The sequence below is a fragment of the Photobacterium angustum genome, from assembly GCF_003026365.1.
Classification (GTDB): Bacteria; Pseudomonadota; Gammaproteobacteria; order Enterobacterales; family Vibrionaceae; genus Photobacterium; species Photobacterium angustum.
Window position 1 is genome coordinate 38,389 of sequence record NZ_PYOM01000026.1, and the last position, 16,245, is coordinate 54,633.

General features: G+C 37.4%; 15 protein-coding genes. 14 read left to right on the top strand and 1 reads right to left on the bottom strand.

What is annotated here, in order from left to right; all coding sequences use genetic code 11:
- Window positions 1–38: 38 nt before the first annotated feature.
- The gene (locus tag CTN01_RS20700; protein ID WP_045147239.1) at window positions 39–1,265 is read right to left on the bottom strand and encodes a transporter substrate-binding domain-containing protein; all 1,227 of its coding nucleotides are present in this window, start codon (window positions 1,263–1,265) and stop codon (window positions 39–41) included.
- Window positions 1,266–1,469: 204 nt separating this feature from the next.
- Between CTN01_RS20700 and CTN01_RS20705 the strand changes: the two genes are divergently transcribed.
- The 14 genes from CTN01_RS20705 to CTN01_RS20770 all read left to right on the top strand — a co-directional run bounded on the left by CTN01_RS20705 (window position 1,470) and on the right by CTN01_RS20770 (window position 16,242).
- Window positions 1,470–2,858, top strand: coding sequence for an NfeD family protein (locus tag CTN01_RS20705; RefSeq protein WP_045147237.1), 1,389 nt, complete (start codon window positions 1,470–1,472; stop codon window positions 2,856–2,858).
- A gap of 37 nt (window positions 2,859–2,895) precedes the next feature.
- Entirely contained in the window at window positions 2,896–3,696 is an 801-nt protein-coding gene (locus CTN01_RS20710; protein ID WP_045082139.1) for a slipin family protein, read from the top strand.
- A gap of 154 nt (window positions 3,697–3,850) precedes the next feature.
- The gene (rlmF, locus tag CTN01_RS20715) at window positions 3,851–4,873 is read left to right on the top strand and encodes a 23S rRNA (adenine(1618)-N(6))-methyltransferase RlmF (protein ID WP_045147235.1); all 1,023 of its coding nucleotides are present in this window, start codon (window positions 3,851–3,853) and stop codon (window positions 4,871–4,873) included.
- Window positions 4,874–5,404: 531 nt separating this feature from the next.
- Window positions 5,405–6,352, top strand: a complete 948-nt coding sequence (locus CTN01_RS20720; protein ID WP_045184247.1) for a YbgA family protein — start codon at window positions 5,405–5,407, stop codon at window positions 6,350–6,352.
- 23 nt (window positions 6,353–6,375) lie between these two features.
- Window positions 6,376–6,591 carry a TIGR02450 family Trp-rich protein gene (locus CTN01_RS20725; RefSeq protein WP_005365110.1) on the top strand — a complete coding sequence of 72 codons (216 nt, stop codon included), beginning with the start codon at window positions 6,376–6,378 and terminating at the stop codon, window positions 6,589–6,591.
- A gap of 129 nt (window positions 6,592–6,720) precedes the next feature.
- Window positions 6,721–7,674, top strand: coding sequence for a YbgA family protein (locus tag CTN01_RS20730; protein WP_045147233.1), 954 nt, complete (start codon window positions 6,721–6,723; stop codon window positions 7,672–7,674).
- A gap of 129 nt (window positions 7,675–7,803) precedes the next feature.
- Window positions 7,804–9,072, top strand: coding sequence for an O-acetylhomoserine aminocarboxypropyltransferase/cysteine synthase family protein (locus CTN01_RS20735; protein WP_107188303.1), 1,269 nt, complete (start codon window positions 7,804–7,806; stop codon window positions 9,070–9,072).
- A gap of 235 nt (window positions 9,073–9,307) precedes the next feature.
- The gene (locus CTN01_RS20740) at window positions 9,308–10,099 is read left to right on the top strand and encodes a MerR family transcriptional regulator (RefSeq protein ID WP_045147230.1); all 792 of its coding nucleotides are present in this window, start codon (window positions 9,308–9,310) and stop codon (window positions 10,097–10,099) included.
- A gap of 57 nt (window positions 10,100–10,156) precedes the next feature.
- A complete protein-coding gene (gene phrB / locus CTN01_RS20745) occupies window positions 10,157–11,626 on the top strand; it encodes a deoxyribodipyrimidine photo-lyase (RefSeq protein WP_045147227.1) in 1,470 nt (489 codons plus the stop codon).
- A 20-nt stretch (window positions 11,627–11,646) separates the two neighbouring features.
- Complete coding sequence (locus CTN01_RS20750; protein WP_005365123.1) at window positions 11,647–12,084, top strand: nuclear transport factor 2 family protein; 438 nt, start codon at window positions 11,647–11,649, stop codon at window positions 12,082–12,084.
- Window positions 12,081–12,809 (top strand): SDR family NAD(P)-dependent oxidoreductase, encoded by a 729-nt coding sequence (locus CTN01_RS20755; RefSeq protein ID WP_045147226.1) that lies wholly within the window; start codon window positions 12,081–12,083, stop codon window positions 12,807–12,809. Before CTN01_RS20750 ends, CTN01_RS20755 begins: the two co-directional genes overlap by 4 nt.
- On the top strand, window positions 12,809–14,152 hold the full coding sequence (locus tag CTN01_RS20760; protein WP_045147224.1) for an NAD(P)/FAD-dependent oxidoreductase: 1,344 nt from the start codon (window positions 12,809–12,811) through the stop codon (window positions 14,150–14,152). Before CTN01_RS20755 ends, CTN01_RS20760 begins: the two co-directional genes overlap by 1 nt.
- Window position 14,153: 1 nt before the next feature.
- The gene (locus CTN01_RS20765; protein ID WP_045147222.1) at window positions 14,154–15,008 is read left to right on the top strand and encodes a DUF1365 domain-containing protein; all 855 of its coding nucleotides are present in this window, start codon (window positions 14,154–14,156) and stop codon (window positions 15,006–15,008) included.
- Window positions 15,001–16,242, top strand: coding sequence for an SAM-dependent methyltransferase (locus CTN01_RS20770; RefSeq protein WP_045147220.1), 1,242 nt, complete (start codon window positions 15,001–15,003; stop codon window positions 16,240–16,242). Before CTN01_RS20765 ends, CTN01_RS20770 begins: the two co-directional genes overlap by 8 nt.
- The last annotated feature ends 3 nt before the right edge of the window (window positions 16,243–16,245 follow it).

Sequence of the window (16,245 nt, forward strand, 5' to 3'; positions counted from 1 at the left end):
TAGCGTGAATAACTTTTTTATTCTTTGTATGTTTAGCACTATTTGATTTTAAAATACTCAAGTAATGCATTACGCCATTCATTACTCTGCCTAAATTGTAATAATTCTCGGTTTACTGATTCTTCATAAGGGCTTTGTTCTATTAACGCGATACCATAATTTTGCTTTTCAAATTGATAAGGTAAGACGGTTAATTTTTCATATTTACCGTTTTGTTGCGCTGTCTTTATTTCATACTTTACGATTGCATCATCATTGACAGCAGCATCTATTTCTCCACGCTCTAAAGCATCCAACATTTCAACGACTGTGTCGTATTGACGATGAGCAATACTGTGACGAGTTAAAAATTGCGATGAAGTTGAAGCGGTCTTTGCACCAGTACTAACATTCGCTAAATCGTTGGGGCTTTTTATATCGCTATTAATTAATCCGATAGTAAATGTACTCGCCAAAACTGCGGTTATGCTGGCAATAAATAGCGTAGTGAAAACCGCAAGTCCAACCGTTAACACTCGTCCTGTTAATGTTTTAAATTCGTAATAATTGAAAGGGCCTTTAGTTATAAATAATAAGCCTAAAATAAATCCTTCTATTAACTGTGCGGGTCTTGAGCGCATCGAGTAAAGCTTGTCATTAACACGGTGCTCTAATAAATAATATAAACCGCCTACTATTGCCGCAGCTGTGACGAAAATAGCAATAATTGTTAAGAGATGTCTGTTAGTTATAATACTTTTAAATGTATCGAAATGACTTGAAGATTTAACGACAATTGCAAGGTGTGTTTCATAGAATGAGTGCGAAAAATCAATGATTTGTTCTCGCTCTGGTGTAATCGATAAACACGACAATCCAATGTCGATTTCTTTCGCTGCAACTGCTTTTAATAGATCTTTCAAAGGGTAATTTTTGAAGGTGTAGGGTAGCTCTAATTTTTCTGCTATTTGTTGCCACAGTAAAATACTTAATCCTGTATATTCACCAAATTGATCCTGCATAACAAAAGGTGGGCAAATATAAGTGCCGATGACCAGTTCTTTGCTACTGGGTGAGGATGAGAACGATGGCAGATTTCGCGATGTATCAACAGCTTGATGGTTTATCTTTGAGGTACCTGTTATTGCTGTTATTTGTGTATTTGCGATGGCGTTATGTGAATAACTTCCTGCAAAAATAATGATAAATTGAATGAGTAAAAGTAGGTGATGATATATAGTAAGGCGTGGAGAACAGTAAATAACAAGAGTATTTGCTTGCGGCATTATTAACTATCCTTTTGTTGTTTTTATTCTTAAGTATAAATCCTTTCTCTTGTTTTGAGGGGCTGCCTTGTGACACTCATAAGGTAAGGCTTCAATTTTAAGAAAACTAATTCCTTTTGTTACACGTATAGTTAATTGACCAACTGTTTATTATATCAGTCTCAATCGTTAGAGCTTTTGTTCATTTATTTGTGGGTGAAGCGTATGAAAACGTTTATTCAATACTTACTGCTAAGCCTTATTATTTTCTGTTCACCAGTACTAGCCCAAGATGTGTGGGTGATAAATATAAAAGGAGGGATAGGACCTGCTACAAGCGATTACGTGACGCGTGAAATATCCGAAGCACAAAAAAATAACGCAGCGATGATCATCTTACAAGTTGATACTCCCGGTGGTTTAGACTCTTCCATGCGGCAAATTATTCAGGCTATTACGGTTTCTCCAGTACCCGTTGCAACATGGGTGGGTCCATCAGGATCTCGAGCTGCAAGTGCCGGTACTTACATATTATTGGCAAGCCATATTGCATCTATGGCAAATGGTACAAATTTAGGTGCTGCAACACCAGTATCCATCGGTGGTGGAAACGCAGGTGAGACGCCGTTTAATGGTGAAAAAAGAAAAGAGAAAGCTAAAAGTGAAGATGAAGTAAAGAGTAGTGAGGGATCAGAACAAACGTCCAAAGAACCAGCTGCGATTAAAAGTGGTTCTGCTATGGAAAATAAAGTGATGAACGATGCCGCCGCTTATATCGAAAGCTTGGCCAAATTACATAATCGTAATGCTGAATGGGCAGTTAAAGCAGTAACAGAATCTGCAAGCATTAGCGCAGAAACTGCATTGCAGAAGAACGTGATTGATTTCATTGCTCAAGATGTAGCAAAGGTAGTAGAAGAATCCAATGGTAGGATGGTGAAACTAAATGGCGTAGAAACACCAATTGAGCTAAGTAATGTACGTTTTATTGAACGAGAGCAAGATTGGCGTTTCAAGTTGTTATCTGTGCTAACAAATCCGAATGTTGCTTATATTTTAATGCTGATCGGCATGTATGGGCTATTACTGGAGTTTTATAACCCCGGAGTCGGATTACCTGGGGTGCTTGGTGGGATCTGTTTTGTGCTGGCGATGTATTCGCTTCAAATGCTACCAATTAGCTATGCAGGCTTAGCACTGATTATTCTAGGTGTCATGCTAATGGTTGCTGAAGCATTTAGTCCCAGTTTCGGTATATTGGGCTTAGGGGGCATAGTATCGTTTGCACTAGGTTCGGTTATGTTAATGGATACCGATCTTCCTGGTTATCAAATTGCAGTCCCACTGATCATTGGTTTTACCGCGGTATCTGCAGCCTTCTTCTTTATTATTCTTACCATGTTGGTTAAATCACGCAAAAAGCCTGTAACTACAGGGGTCACTACATTGATCGGTCAGCAAGCGACAGTGATGTATGTGGACAATGAAGCGGGTAAATATCGAGTATTGGTTGAAGGTGAAATATGGCAGGCAACCAGTACAGGCGTTTTTCATAAAGGGGATACGGTAATTGTAACTGCAATTCGTGGGTTATGGCTTGAAATTGATCCTTAAGTAATTGACTAATAAAAGACATTGTAAGGAGAGTACTATGGTTACTTATTCCATTGCGATTATTGTTGTGTTGGTGGTTATATTAATTATCAGCATGTTTAAGGTCTTACGAGAGTATGAAAGGGCTGTTGTATTTCTCCTTGGGCGTTTCTATGACGTAAAAGGGCCAGGTTTAGTCATTATTGTGCCGTTTGTACAACAAATGGTGCGAGTTGATTTACGTACTATTGTGCTTGATGTGCCCACTCAAGATTTAATAACCCGTGATAATGTATCAGTACATGTAAATGCAGTTGTTTATTTTAAAGTGGTTGATCCAAAAATGGCGATCAACAATGTAGAAAATTATTTAGAAGCGACCAGTCAACTGTCACAAACAACGCTTCGTTCCGTACTTGGTCAACATGAATTGGACGAGCTACTGTCGGCACGAGAAGAATTAAATCGTGGGCTACAAGGCATCCTTGATCAACATACTGATAATTGGGGAATAAAAATCGCCAATGTTGAAATAAAGCATGTTGATTTAGATGACAGTATGGTAAGAGCCTTAGCAAGACAAGCAGAAGCAGAGCGTTCGCGTCGAGCAAAAGTCATCCATGCGACAGGTGAGTTAGAAGCATCGGTAAAATTACAGCAAGCTGCTAATGAGTTAAATAAATCACCAAACGCTATTCAATTACGCTATTTTCAAACCCTAACAGAAGTTGCTAATGAACGTACATCTACCATCGTCTTCCCGCTACCAATTAATTTAATTGATAAGTTATCGGCAGATGATATATCAGAGATGGCTAGGATTAAAATGCAAGACTTAGATAACAATAAAGAAGATTGAAGAGAGTATTGTGTTTATTAAGTGTTGATAAGGTGACAAATAAATAGACAATTTGGGAATTATTCAATTATTAGGCGCTTAAACGCTAAGTTTATCATCGATAAGCATGTACAATGCTGCGCTTTGATAAGATCCAATTCTGCGAGAAGCAAAGATGACCCAAAAGAAAAACGCACAGCCTAAGCAAGGCTTACACCCACGTAACCCACATCGTGCGCGTTATGATTTTGCGACACTAATTAATGCAACCCCAGAGTTAGATCAGCATGTTAGCGAAAATGCTTATGGTGATCTCTCTGTAAACTTCTCCGATCCACTCGCAGTTAAAACATTAAACAAAGCGTTATTAAAGCATTTTTATCAAGTGGATCATTGGGATATTCCTGCTGGTTTTTTATGTCCACCGATTCCTGGTCGTGCCGACTATTTGCATTACATTGCTGATTTATTAGCGCAATCTAACGAAGGGGCGATTCCACAAGGTAAAGGAATTCGTGGTTTAGATATTGGTATCGGTGCAAACTGCGTCTACCCAATTATTGGACATCGTGTTTATGGCTGGCAATTTGTTGGTTCAGAGATCGATCCTCTTGCTGTGAAATCAGCGAAATTCATTGCAGGTAACAATCCACGTTTAAAAGGCGCTATTCAAATTCGTCTACAAAAGAATGCTGATAATATCTTTACAGATATGATCAATGATGAAGAAGTGTTTGATTTTACGTTATGTAATCCGCCATTCCATAGCTCTGAAGAAGAAGCTATGGCAGGTTCTGAACGAAAAGTTCGTAACCTTGCAGCCAATGCGAATAAGAAACAACAAGCTCGTTCTCGCGGTAAAGTATCACCTGCTTTTAATAATGCGAAGTCATCAACAACACCTGTATTAAACTTTGGTGGTCAAAAAGCTGAATTGTGGTGCAAAGGCGGTGAAGTTGGTTTTATCAAAAAGATGATCAACCAAAGCGCTACTAAGTCAACACAGTGCTTCTGGTTTACAACCTTAGTATCGAAGAAAGAAAACTTAGGCGTACTTTATAAGCAACTAGAGAAAGTAGGGGCGGTTTCGGTAAAAACTATTGAAATGTCACAAGGTCAAAAGCTCTCACGTCTTATTGCTTGGACTTTTTTAAACGAAGAGCAGCAGCAAGAATGGCGTCAAGAGCGCTGGAGTTAATTTAACTTTGGCATAGATAAGCGATGTATTTATTAATACATCGCTTTGTGAATGGTTTTCATTAATATCAAAAGTTTACACAGTATTAGAATCATAGAACATAAACTATGTTAATTTAATGTTGCTTCCTCTAGCAGTCCAATAATCTCACTCTCTGTTTCCGGTATTCTTGCCAATTCTAATAGAGGAGAATCACCTCATTTCAGCATATAAGCCGTATTTGTATAGTGAATATGATGAAACTATTTTTCGTTTATACAAAGTTCGGTATAGCATCTTTTATCTTTTCTTAATTCCATAACTCCTCCATTTTACAATAATTCAACAATATTATTATTTCGTTGTTAACATAATAACCCAAATAAAGTTAATCAATTGTTAATCAATCACTAACCGGTGAGTACGCCGTGTGAGCCGTGCATTTCATTACTCAGCATTAAAACTTATACAATAAAAAAACTTGTACAAGGTGATCCATTTGTCTACATTAACTGTACAAGAATTAATAACTGTATAAGTTTGGAGGCGGGTATGGGTATCCCTGTAGGAATAAGTTCATGTGTATTAGGCGAGAAGGTACGTTTTGATGGCGGTCATAAACGTAATCGTTTTGTAGCGGAAGACTTAGCTGAATACTTTAGCTTTAGAGCAGTATGTCCTGAAATGGCTATTGGGATGTCTACGCCGCGTCCGGTGATCCGCTTACAAGACAATGGCATTGAAGTACGTCTAGTTGATAGTAAAGATAACACTATCGATCATACTGATAAAATGAAGGCTTTTGCCGATGAAATTATACCAAGTTTTGAATGGTTACGTGGCTATGTGGTGTGCGCTAAATCACCGTCTTGTGGTATGGAGCGAGTTAAGCTGTATTTAGAAAATGGTAACTCAGTGCCAGGCGGTTCTGTGGGTATTTATACCAAACGTCTGATGGAAACAATGCCATGGTTACCTATTGAAGAAGATGGCCGTCTATGTGACCCAGTATTACGAGAGAACTTTATCTTCCGAGTTTATGCGCTTGATGATTTATATCGTAGTGTTGACGGTGGTATTACGCGAGGAAAAATTATTAAGTTTCATTCTCGTTACAAACTTTGCTTAATGGCACATCATCAAGCGTCTTATCGTTCGCTTGGACGCTTGGTATCGAAAATTCATGAGTGGGACGATTTAAGCGAGTTTTTCTTAACATATCGTCAGCAATTTATGGATGCTATAAAAAACCGAGCAAGCCGTAAAAACAACACCAATGTGTTAATGCATATTCAGGGTTACTTTAAGCGTGACTTAGACAAAGATCAAAAAGCAGAGTTACGTGATGTAATTATGCGCTATCGTGAGGGAAATATTCCTTTAATTGCCCCGCTAACACTTATTAATCATCACTTAACAGTAAACCCTGATGAATATCTTGCAATGCAAGCATATTTATCTCCTTACCCTGAAAAACTAAAGCTTCGTTTCTCATTGTAATATTGAAATTAAGAGTAAATATAGTGAATCAATTCAACCCTAAAAAGTTGTTAAACAGTAAGTGGACTGCTGCAGTCCCTAAAAATAAAGAAAAACATTTTATTATTACTGAACTTGAAATTAATGAGGAAGGTAAGGTACTGCATTGCACGATGGAAGCAGTAATGTCTAAACGTGAATTTATAATTAATTGGCAAGACTTAAGAAATACTTCGTTGTGGCATCAAGGGTGGAAATAATGTGAGCAATGTTATTAAGAGAAAAGATGTAACTAATCATTACAGTATTATTACATTCAATATTATTTTATAGCAATATTACCCTTAATATTTTTGTGGTTTATATAATTAAGCGTCAACGGAGTATTTATGGCGATTATAGTAGGAATAAGTGGTTGCCTTTTAGGACAACAAGTACGTTTTGACGGTGGTCATAAGCGTTTTAAATTCGCAGACGAAGAGTTAAGTGATTATTTTGAGTTCAAGCCTGTTTGTCCAGAAGTCGGCATTGGCATGACGATCCCGCGTCCAGTTATTCGTTTATTGGATAACAGCATTGATATTCGTTTAGTTGATAGTAAAGATACTACTCTTGATTACACGGATAAAATGAACGCATTTACTGATAATGTTTTACCTTCATTAGAAACATTATGTGGTTACATTGTATGTGCTAAATCGCCTTCTTGCGGTATGGAGAGAGTGAAACTTTACCTTGATAATGGTCACTCAGTTCCTGGCGGCTCTGTGGGTATTTATACAAAACGACTTATGCAGAAAATGCCTTGGTTACCGATTGAAGAGGACGGCCGTTTATGCGATCCCGTATTAAGAGAAAACTTTGTTTTTCGGGTTTATGCACTTAATGATTTATATGAGAGTGTAAAAGGTGAAGACGGAATTACTCGCAATAAATTAATGAACTTTCATGCTCGATATAAATTAGCCTTGATGGCAAACCATCCAGCAACGTACCGTAAGCTTGGTCAGTTATTAGCTAAAAGTCATCAATGGAGCGATATTAATGCGTTCTTTGTAGAGTATCGTCAATTATTAATGGACGGTCTTAAGCATCGTTCAAATTGCAAAACGAATACGAATGTATTGCTACATATTCAAGGTTACTTTAAACGTGATTTAGATAAACAACAAAAAGCAGAACTACGCGATGTTATTATGCGTTATCGTGAAGGTAACCTGCCATTAATTGCGCCGTTAACACTCATTAATCATCATTTATCATTAAATCCTAATGAGTATTTATCAAAGCAAGCTTATTTAGCGCCATATCCTGAAGCGTTGAAGTTACGTTATTCACTTTAAATTTAGCATTGTGGAGTTTATGGGATATAACGCCGTTTATTGAACTAATATAACCTTTAGGCTATATCAATATATTATTAAATGTAGTTTTTATATTTATTATTCTTTTCAATTATTCAAGGTAGAAAAATGAAAGACGAAACGCTATCCATTCATAGTGGTTATGAAACCGATCCGACAACCAAATCAGTCGCAACGCCGATTTATCAAACGGTTGCCTATGAGTTTGATGATGCACAACACGGCGCAGATCTTTTTAATCTTGAAGTGCCGGGAAATATTTACACTCGTATCATGAACCCAACCAATGACGTATTAGAAAAACGCATGGCCGCGCTTGAAGGAGGTATTGCAGGTTTAGTGGTGAGTGCTGGAAGCGCTGCGATTCACTATGCGATTTTAACCTTAGCTCAAGCTGGGGATAATATCGTATCAACACCACAACTCTATGGCGGAACTTATACGCTATTTGCTCATATGCTACCAAGCCAAGGAATTGAAGTTCGGTTTGCAAAAGATGATAAGCCAGAATCTATGGCTGCGTTAATCGATGAAAATACCAAAGCGGTCTATTGTGAAAGTATTGGTAATCCTAGTGGTAATATCATTGATATAGAAAGGGTATCTCAACTAGCACATGATAAAGGTGTACCTGTTATTGTAGACAACACGGTTGCAACTCCTGTGCTATGCAAACCTATTGAATTTGGAGCAGATATTGTTGTGCACTCATTGACAAAGTATGTGGGTGGACATGGGACAACATTAGGTGGTGTTATTGTTGATTCAGGGAAATTTCCATGGGCACAGTATAAAGATCGATTTCCTGTATTTAGCCAACCAGAGCCGTCTTATCATGGTGTTGTATATAATGAGGCCTTTGGTGAAGCGGCATTTATTGGTAGAGCACGAACTGTGCCACTAAGAAATACAGGTGCTGCGCTGTCTCCTATGAATGCGTTTATGCTGATACAAGGTTTGGAAACTTTACCATTACGAATGGAGAGACATACAGAAAATGCTCTTAAAGTTGCACAATATCTCGCTAACCATGACCAAGTGAGTTGGGTTAACTATGCTGGTCTTCCTGATTCAGATTATTACGAGTTATCACAAAAATATACCAAGGGTAAACCTTCTGCGATCTTGTCGTTTGGATTGAAAGATGGTTATGAAGCAGGTGTTCGTTTTTATGATGAGCTCGGTTTATTTAAACGCTTGGTGAATATTGGTGATGCTAAATCACTGGCTTGTCATCCTGCCTCAACCACGCATCGACAAATGACACCAGAAGAGCAGTGCCAAGCTGGTGTTTATCCTGAAATGATCAGACTATCTATCGGCATTGAACATATTGATGACATTATTGCTGATTTAGAACAAGCTCTTAACGCATAATTTCTTTCGCGGTGGCAATCATTATTTTGATTGCCACAATACTTAGCTTGTTTCAAATTGCTACTCATTTCCTCTTTTTTTGATGTGATACAACTCTAATTTCAATCTTGTACAAAGTTAAAGTATTGTACAAGTTGGAGATTTAACACTATAGTTATACATGAAGAGGTAATTGTACAAGTTTGTATTTTTATGTTCTTAAGCTAATTATGTAATAACGAATAAAGGTAATAATTTGAACGTTGAAATTAAGTTATATTCAATTAGTGAAGTATCTGAAGTAACGGGGGTTAACTCTGTAACTTTACGTGCATGGCAGCGTAGATATGGTTTATTAGTACCTCAACGAACCCCAAAAGGTCATCGCCTTTATACCGATAGCGACATTACTAAAATCCATGAAATTTTAACTTGGTTAGCGAAAGGAGTTTCAATTGGTAAGGTTAAACCTTTATTAGAAGGTACTGCTGAACATCATGAATTAAATGTTGAAAAAATAGAAATGGTTGACGAAACCATCTATTTAATTGAGCAGGGTAAAGTACAACAAATAGAAAAACGTGTACGTGAAGCACTAAAACTTTATCCATTTATTGTTTTAGAAGAGCAGTTTTTAAAGCCAATTGAACAATATATAACACGTAGTGATAATCCATTAAAAACATTACAAAAAAGTGTGTGGAACTCAGCACTAACGCAATGCTTTATTACCGTATTAGCGAAAGTTAATTCAGATAAAAACACCCCAAGTCTCGTACTGAGTTATTCATCATCTGATAATCATTTGGTATGGCAACAAGCTTTAAAACTAGCGTATGAAGGTTATTACGCGGTTGTTTTATCTGACTTATTAGGAAAAATCACGGGATTATCAGCATTTATAACAGAGCATGATATTAAGAGTGTCTATATCGTTGGAGAAAACAAGCTTGATAATAAACAGTTAGCTGACATTGAAATAATAGAAAAAGAAAGCAATGTTCAAGTTTCTTTTATTGGAAGTATAAAAATGATCCACCAGCAGTAGCAGTTAAAATATCTAACAGCTTATTTATTTTAATAAGCTAATAGAATAGGAGTGATGATGACAAATAAGACAGTAACTGAGCAACACGTTGTTATTTGGTTTCGTTCAGATTTACGTGTTGTTGATAATACAGCATTAAATCATGCAATCGATAGTGGGCTTCCTATTATCGCACTCTTTATTGCAACGCCTATGCAGTGGCACCAACATAATATGGCGGCAGTTCAAGTAGACTTTATTCATCGTCGGTTACAAGTATTAAAGCAACAGTTGGCTAAACGCAATATTCCTTTGCAAGTGATTGAAGTTAATGACTTCGCTGAATCAGTTCATGTTATTGATCAGGTTTGTTTTGATTATAATGCTGTGCATGTTTTTGCGAATAAACAATATCCAATTAATGAGCAACAACGTGATAACTTTGTAGGCGAACTTATTGCAAAAAAAGGTATAAAATTCAGTATCTTTGATGATAATTATATTTTGCAACCTGAAACGGTTTTAACGCGTGATGGGGAGTTATTCAAAGTATTCACGCCTTTTAGAAACGCATGGATAAAACGTTTTACGTTATCCCCTAGTTACCCTGTAACAAAAAAAAGTGACATTGTAACTAGCGATGCGGTGTTCAAATTGCTGTCTGTAAGTAATCCAATCAAAGCATTCAATTATCCCATCATTGATAGCGTGTTATGGCCTGTAGATGAAGAAACTATTGCACAAAGGCTAGAAACGTTCTTTGAAACAAAAGCAGAAACATATCACCAGAACAGAGATTTTCCTGCTATTGATGGTACGAGTTGTTTATCTCCTTATCTAGCAATTGGTGCGCTATCAGCTAGGCAGTGTTTGTATCAGCTATTACAGCACTTTCCAAATGCATTAGAAATTAATAAGGATGATGGCGCTTTTACATGGTTAAACGAGATTGTATGGCGTGAGTTTTATGGTCATTTACTTCATCGTTACCCTGAATTAAGTCAACATCAGCCATTTCAAAAGTTTACTCGGTTTGTGCAATGGAAAGATGACGCAGTATTACTTAAAGCATGGCAAGAAGGAAAAACAGGGTTCCCAATTGTCGATGCCGCTATGAGGCAATTGAGATCAACAGGTTGGATGCATAACCGTTTACGTATGATCACGGCAAGTTTTCTAACGAAAGATCTGTTATGTGATTGGCGTGTAGGTGAGCAGTGGTTTATGCAACACCTCATTGATGGTGATTTCGCATCCAATAACGGAGGTTGGCAGTGGGCCGCATCAACAGGTACTGATGCACAACCTTATTTCAGAGTATTTAACCCAACACTACAAGGGCAACGATTTGATCCAAAAGGTGATTTCATCCGTACATGGGTTAAGGAATTAGAACATGTTCCGGATAAATACATACACACGCCGCATCAATGGGCGAGTGCAGAATCACTGAATTATCCATTGCCGATTGTCGATCATAAGGAAGCTCGTCTAATCGCAATTGAGTCTTTTAAACAAGCAAAGGCTTATATGGATATTCATCAATAACCCCGGTGGAGGAATAAATAATGGACGCAGTGATAAACCCTGCATTAATTAAGTTTTTTAATGTATATGGACAACTAGGAAAGGACAACCTCTCTCAATTGTCTGACGTTTATCATCACTTAGTTATTTTTGAAGATCCTGCACATAAAATTGAAGGTTTTAGTGCTTTAGAAGCTTACTTTTTTAACCTTTATCAAAATATAAACAGCTGTCGATTTGTTATTAATAGCTACGTAGAAGATGATCATGAAGCATTTGTTCAATGGACAATGCACTTTTCACATCCTCGATTACAAAATGGTAAAGAACGCACTTTAGAAGGCTGTACTCAGCTGAAATTTGAACAAGATAAAGTGATTTATCATCGTGATTATTTCGATATGGGAGAAATGATTTATGAAGGTCTACCCATGTTTGGACGCATTATTCGACACATCAAATCAAGGTTAGGGCAATGAATCAGGTATTGATCACAGGTGCTAGTTCAGGGATTGGCAAACAGCTTGCATGTGATTATGCAGATAACGGATGGCGTGTTATTGCTTGTGGTCAAAATGCGCAGCGTCTAGATAAATTACAAGAAGAGCATCAAACAATTGAAACATTACGTTTTGATGTGACAGATTTTGAAAACACACGATTGGCGCTTACATCTTTAGAGACACTACCAGAGTTAATTATTTTAAATGCGGGTACGTGTGAGTACATTAATGAAGGAAAGATTGATACAGCATTAGTTAAACGTGTTTTCGATGTCAATGTGTACGGGGTTCTACATTGCATAGAAGCTTTACAAGCGCGATTTAACCAAAAAACGCATTTAGTCATTATTAGTTCTTCTGCCAGCTTTGTCGCTTTACCACGTGCAGAAGCCTATGGCGCCTCTAAGGCTGCAATGAGCTATATCACTCAAGCACTTGCTGTTGATCTTGCTTTTTTGAATATGAAAATTACGTTAGTGAATCCTGGTTTTGTAAAAACGCCACTAACAGATAAAAACGATTTTACGATGCCAATGTTAGTATCACCCGAATATGCATCAAAAAAAATAAGATCAGGTATTGCTGCTGGAAAAAAAGAAATTAGTTTTCCAGCTACTTTTACACTGTTTCTTAAATCTATTGCGCTTTTGCCAATTACACTTCGATTGGCTGTGATTAAACTAATGACGGGGAAATCATAATGAAAATAGCCATTATAGGTTCCGGTATTTCAGGCTTGACGTCCGCTTGGTATTTACATCAAGAACACGAAGTTACTGTTTACGAGGCAAACAGTTATGTCGGTGGGCATACTGCAACGGTTGATGTCACTGTAGATAGCGGTGATTATGCCATCGATACTGGGTTTATTGTTTTTAATGATCGTACTTATCCAAACTTTGAAAATTTGCTTGAACAGCTTGAAATAGCAGGGAAGCCAAGCGAAATGAGCTTTAGTGTTCATAATGAACGTACGGGGCTTGAATATAATGGGCATACTATTTCATCACTATTTGCTCAGAAACGTAATTTATTGAATCCCGCCTTTTATCGTTTTTTGTATGAAATCACTCAGTTTAATAAGCTTGCTAAAAAGGTTGTTGGTGATAGTGAGTCAATGAATCAAACACTTGGTGATTTTTTAATTCAGCATCAGTTTAGTGATTACTTTGCCGAAAATTATATCTTACCGATGGGGGCTGCCATTTGGTCTTCAACGTTATCAGATATGAGACGTTTTCCCTTAGCTTTCTTTTTACGCTTTTTCTTAAACCATGGTTTGTTAGATATTACTAATCGTCCACAGTGGCGTGTAATACCAGGTGGTTCACGTGAATATGTTCGGAAAATGATGTCTTATATCGGGGATTGTATTCATTTAAATAGCCCAGTATCTTCAGTTAAGCGCAATAAAGGTAAGGTAATTGTTACGGTTAATACTAAGCAAGAAGAATTCGATCAAGTCATTTTTGCTTGTCATAGTGATCAAGCGTTAAAAATGCTGTCTGATGCAACATCAGAAGAAAACTACGTGTTATCAGATATTCATTATCAAGAAAACGAAGTTGTTCTTCATACCGATACATCTTTATTACCTAAACGTCATACTGCATGGGCATCTTGGAATTATTCGTTACCTAAATCTCGTGATGCTCGAGAACGTAATTTAGCGTCACTGACTTATAACATGAATATACTTCAAGGCATTCTAGCACCTGAAACGTTTTGTGTAACCCTTAACCAAACTGAGTCAATAGATAAAGACAAAATATTGCGTAAATTTGTTTATTCTCATCCTGTTTTCAATTCTAAAAGTATTGCGGCTCAGCAAAAGCGTCATCTGATAAATGGACAAAATCAAACATGGTTCTGTGGTGCGTATTGGTATAACGGTTTTCATGAAGACGGGGTACGTAGCGCGTTAGATGTTGTTGAAGCAATAAAAATGCAATCATTGACACAATCAGAAGTTGAAGATGATACAGCGCAATCTCTGAATGTTTCTCTTGAACCATCGTACAATAGTGTCATACGAAGTTATTAGTATGGGTAAAGATAACCAGCTTAGAAGCGGTATTTTTCAAGGATGGGTTAGGCATCGACGTTTTACTCCAGTGGATCATAGATTCACCTATTCTATGTTTATGCCCCATATCCACTTAAACGAATTAGATCAGTTGGATAAACAAGTGAAAGGTTTTGGATTATCACTGTTTAATTTCGCTCGATTTCGACGTGATGATTACGTAAAAGGGGATCCTGATTTAGCTCAAGCCGTAAAAGATAAGGTCTATGCGCTAACAGGGAAAATGATTGATGGCAATGTCACTATGTTATGCCACTTACGTTACTGCGGATTGTATTTTAGCCCACTTAATTTGTATTACCTCCATGATAATGAAGGTCAATGGCAATATATGTTAGCCGAAGTAAGTAATACACCTTGGAACGAGCGCCATTACTATGCGATACCGGCACCGCAATATTGGCAGGGACGTGAATATAGCCATGATAAGGCATTTCATGTTTCACCGTTTAACCCTATACATCAACAGTATCATTGGCGAGTAACAGAGCCTGATAGCAATTTACTGGTTAATTTAGCTGTTAGTCGATATAAAGATTGCATCTCTCCGAGCGAGTATTCGAATGATTTGAAAAATAGCCATCAAAAAGTCTTTGATGCCACCATGCAGATGCGTAAACAAAACTTCACATCTGCAATACTTATTAAGCAATTACTGCTTACACCGATTATGACAATAAAGGTTGTTATAGGTATTTATTGGCAAGCGCTTAAATTATTTATTAAAGGCGTACCAATTTATGATCACCCAAATAACACACCGTATGAAAAAGTAAATAAACATAAGATTAAACGAGGGAATGACAATGCTTAGAAGCGATGTACAACAATCATCATCAGTTAATGTATCAGCCTCTGATCATGCATCTCGGCATATTTTATTTAAAGTATTAAAACACCTTTCTAATGCGGGCTTAAGTGTTTCTGATTCAACGGAAGGCACCGTCTTCTTTGGTGACAAACAAGCACCGCTACAAGCGAGTATTAATGTCCATAACCCGCTTTTTTATAAACGCTTACTGACGGATGGCAGCATTGGTGCAGGGGAAGCGTATATGGAAGGCTGGTGGGATTCACCAAACTTAACCAATGTAGTACGGGTTTTGGCTAAGAACCTGACAACCTTAGATAAGCTAGAAGCAAAAATGGGTTGGATGAGTCGAATCTCCGAACAGATTGGGCACTTGCTGCGTAAAAATACCATTAAGAATGCGCGCAAAAACATATCAGCACATTACGATCTTGGTAACGATCTTTATCGTCACTTTCTTGATCCTAATATGCTCTATTCTTCAGCAATTTACCTCAATAAAAATGACACGTTGGATCAAGCACAATGGAATAAAATGGATCGTTTGTGTCAGAAATTAAAATTGACTGAAGACGATCATTTACTAGAAATTGGTACCGGTTGGGGCGGTATGGCGATTCATGCAGCGAAATACTACGGTTGCCGTGTCACCACTACCACGATTTCTGAACAACAATATTTATGGGCTAAAGAGCGAGTTGAAAAAGAAGGCTTATCCGATCGTATTACCTTACTCATGGACGATTACCGTGATTTAACGGGGCAATACGATAAGTTAGTATCGGTTGAAATGATAGAAGCCGTCGGTAAGCAATACCTTAAAACCTATATTGAAAAGTGTCAGTCATTATTAAAACCAACTGGCTTAATGGCGATTCAAGCAATCACAATTGCCGACCAACGTTATGATAGTTACAGCCGTGGTGTCGACTTTATTCAAAAACATATATTCCCTGGCGGTTTCTTACCTTCAATTACCGTATTGCTTGAAAATCTAACACAGCACAGTGATTTCGTGATGCGAGATATAAAAGACATTGGTTTAGATTATGCGAAAACTCTTGAAGATTGGCATCAGCAGTTTAATGAGAATGCCGTAGCATTAGAGAAATATGGCTACGACGAAAGATTTATGAGGATGTGGCGTTTTTACTTTGCTTATTGCGAAGGTGGTTTCTTAGAGCGCACCATTAGTACTATTCAATTTGTAGCAAGTCGCCCGCAATGGAGAGAGTAAATC

Coding starts and splice junctions, on each gene's coding strand:
- CTN01_RS20700 (WP_045147239.1), bottom strand. CDS start 1,265: ATGCCGCAAGCAAATACTCTTGTTATTTACTGTTCTCCACGCCTTACT.
- CTN01_RS20705 (WP_045147237.1), top strand. CDS start 1,470: ATGAAAACGTTTATTCAATACTTACTGCTAAGCCTTATTATTTTCTGT.
- CTN01_RS20710 (WP_045082139.1), top strand. CDS start 2,896: ATGGTTACTTATTCCATTGCGATTATTGTTGTGTTGGTGGTTATATTA.
- rlmF (WP_045147235.1), top strand. CDS start 3,851: ATGACCCAAAAGAAAAACGCACAGCCTAAGCAAGGCTTACACCCACGT.
- CTN01_RS20720 (WP_045184247.1), top strand. CDS start 5,405: ATGGGTATCCCTGTAGGAATAAGTTCATGTGTATTAGGCGAGAAGGTA.
- CTN01_RS20730 (WP_045147233.1), top strand. CDS start 6,721: ATGGCGATTATAGTAGGAATAAGTGGTTGCCTTTTAGGACAACAAGTA.
- CTN01_RS20735 (WP_107188303.1), top strand. CDS start 7,804: ATGAAAGACGAAACGCTATCCATTCATAGTGGTTATGAAACCGATCCG.
- phrB (WP_045147227.1), top strand. CDS start 10,157: ATGACAAATAAGACAGTAACTGAGCAACACGTTGTTATTTGGTTTCGT.
- CTN01_RS20750 (WP_005365123.1), top strand. CDS start 11,647: ATGGACGCAGTGATAAACCCTGCATTAATTAAGTTTTTTAATGTATAT.
- CTN01_RS20755 (WP_045147226.1), top strand. CDS start 12,081: ATGAATCAGGTATTGATCACAGGTGCTAGTTCAGGGATTGGCAAACAG.
- CTN01_RS20760 (WP_045147224.1), top strand. CDS start 12,809: ATGAAAATAGCCATTATAGGTTCCGGTATTTCAGGCTTGACGTCCGCT.
- CTN01_RS20765 (WP_045147222.1), top strand. CDS start 14,154: ATGGGTAAAGATAACCAGCTTAGAAGCGGTATTTTTCAAGGATGGGTT.
- CTN01_RS20770 (WP_045147220.1), top strand. CDS start 15,001: ATGCTTAGAAGCGATGTACAACAATCATCATCAGTTAATGTATCAGCC.